Raw genomic sequence first — 262 nt, forward strand, 5'->3', positions numbered from 1 at the left:
CTCTTCGAAAGGAGCTTGCGCAAGCACAAGCGTCCGGTTGGGAAAAGCTGGCGAATGGACGAGAGCTATATCAAGATCAAAGGCGAGTGGAAATATCTTTACCGGGCAGTGGACAAGGCGGGCGACAGGTCGACTTCTGAGCTTCCCCCGAAATTTCGCCTTCCAGTAGGTCATGTGTAAACTCGACCCGAAGGAAGGAAAGAATCGATGTTCAAAATACCGAAGCAGGCGTACACCGCTGAGTTCAGGACGCTCGCGGTAC

The 262-nt window shown here is 53.1% G+C and carries 1 pseudogene; it reads left to right on the plus strand.

Going from position 1 to position 262, the window contains the following annotated elements:
- Positions 1 to 123 (plus strand): annotated as a pseudogene (locus VSR34_RS39090) (DDE-type integrase/transposase/recombinase); the annotation flags it as partial.
- Positions 124 to 262 lie beyond the last annotated feature (139 nt).

It is taken from the genome of Paraburkholderia sp. JHI2823 (genome assembly GCF_038900695.1).
Classification (GTDB): Bacteria; Pseudomonadota; Gammaproteobacteria; order Burkholderiales; family Burkholderiaceae; genus Paraburkholderia; species Paraburkholderia mimosarum.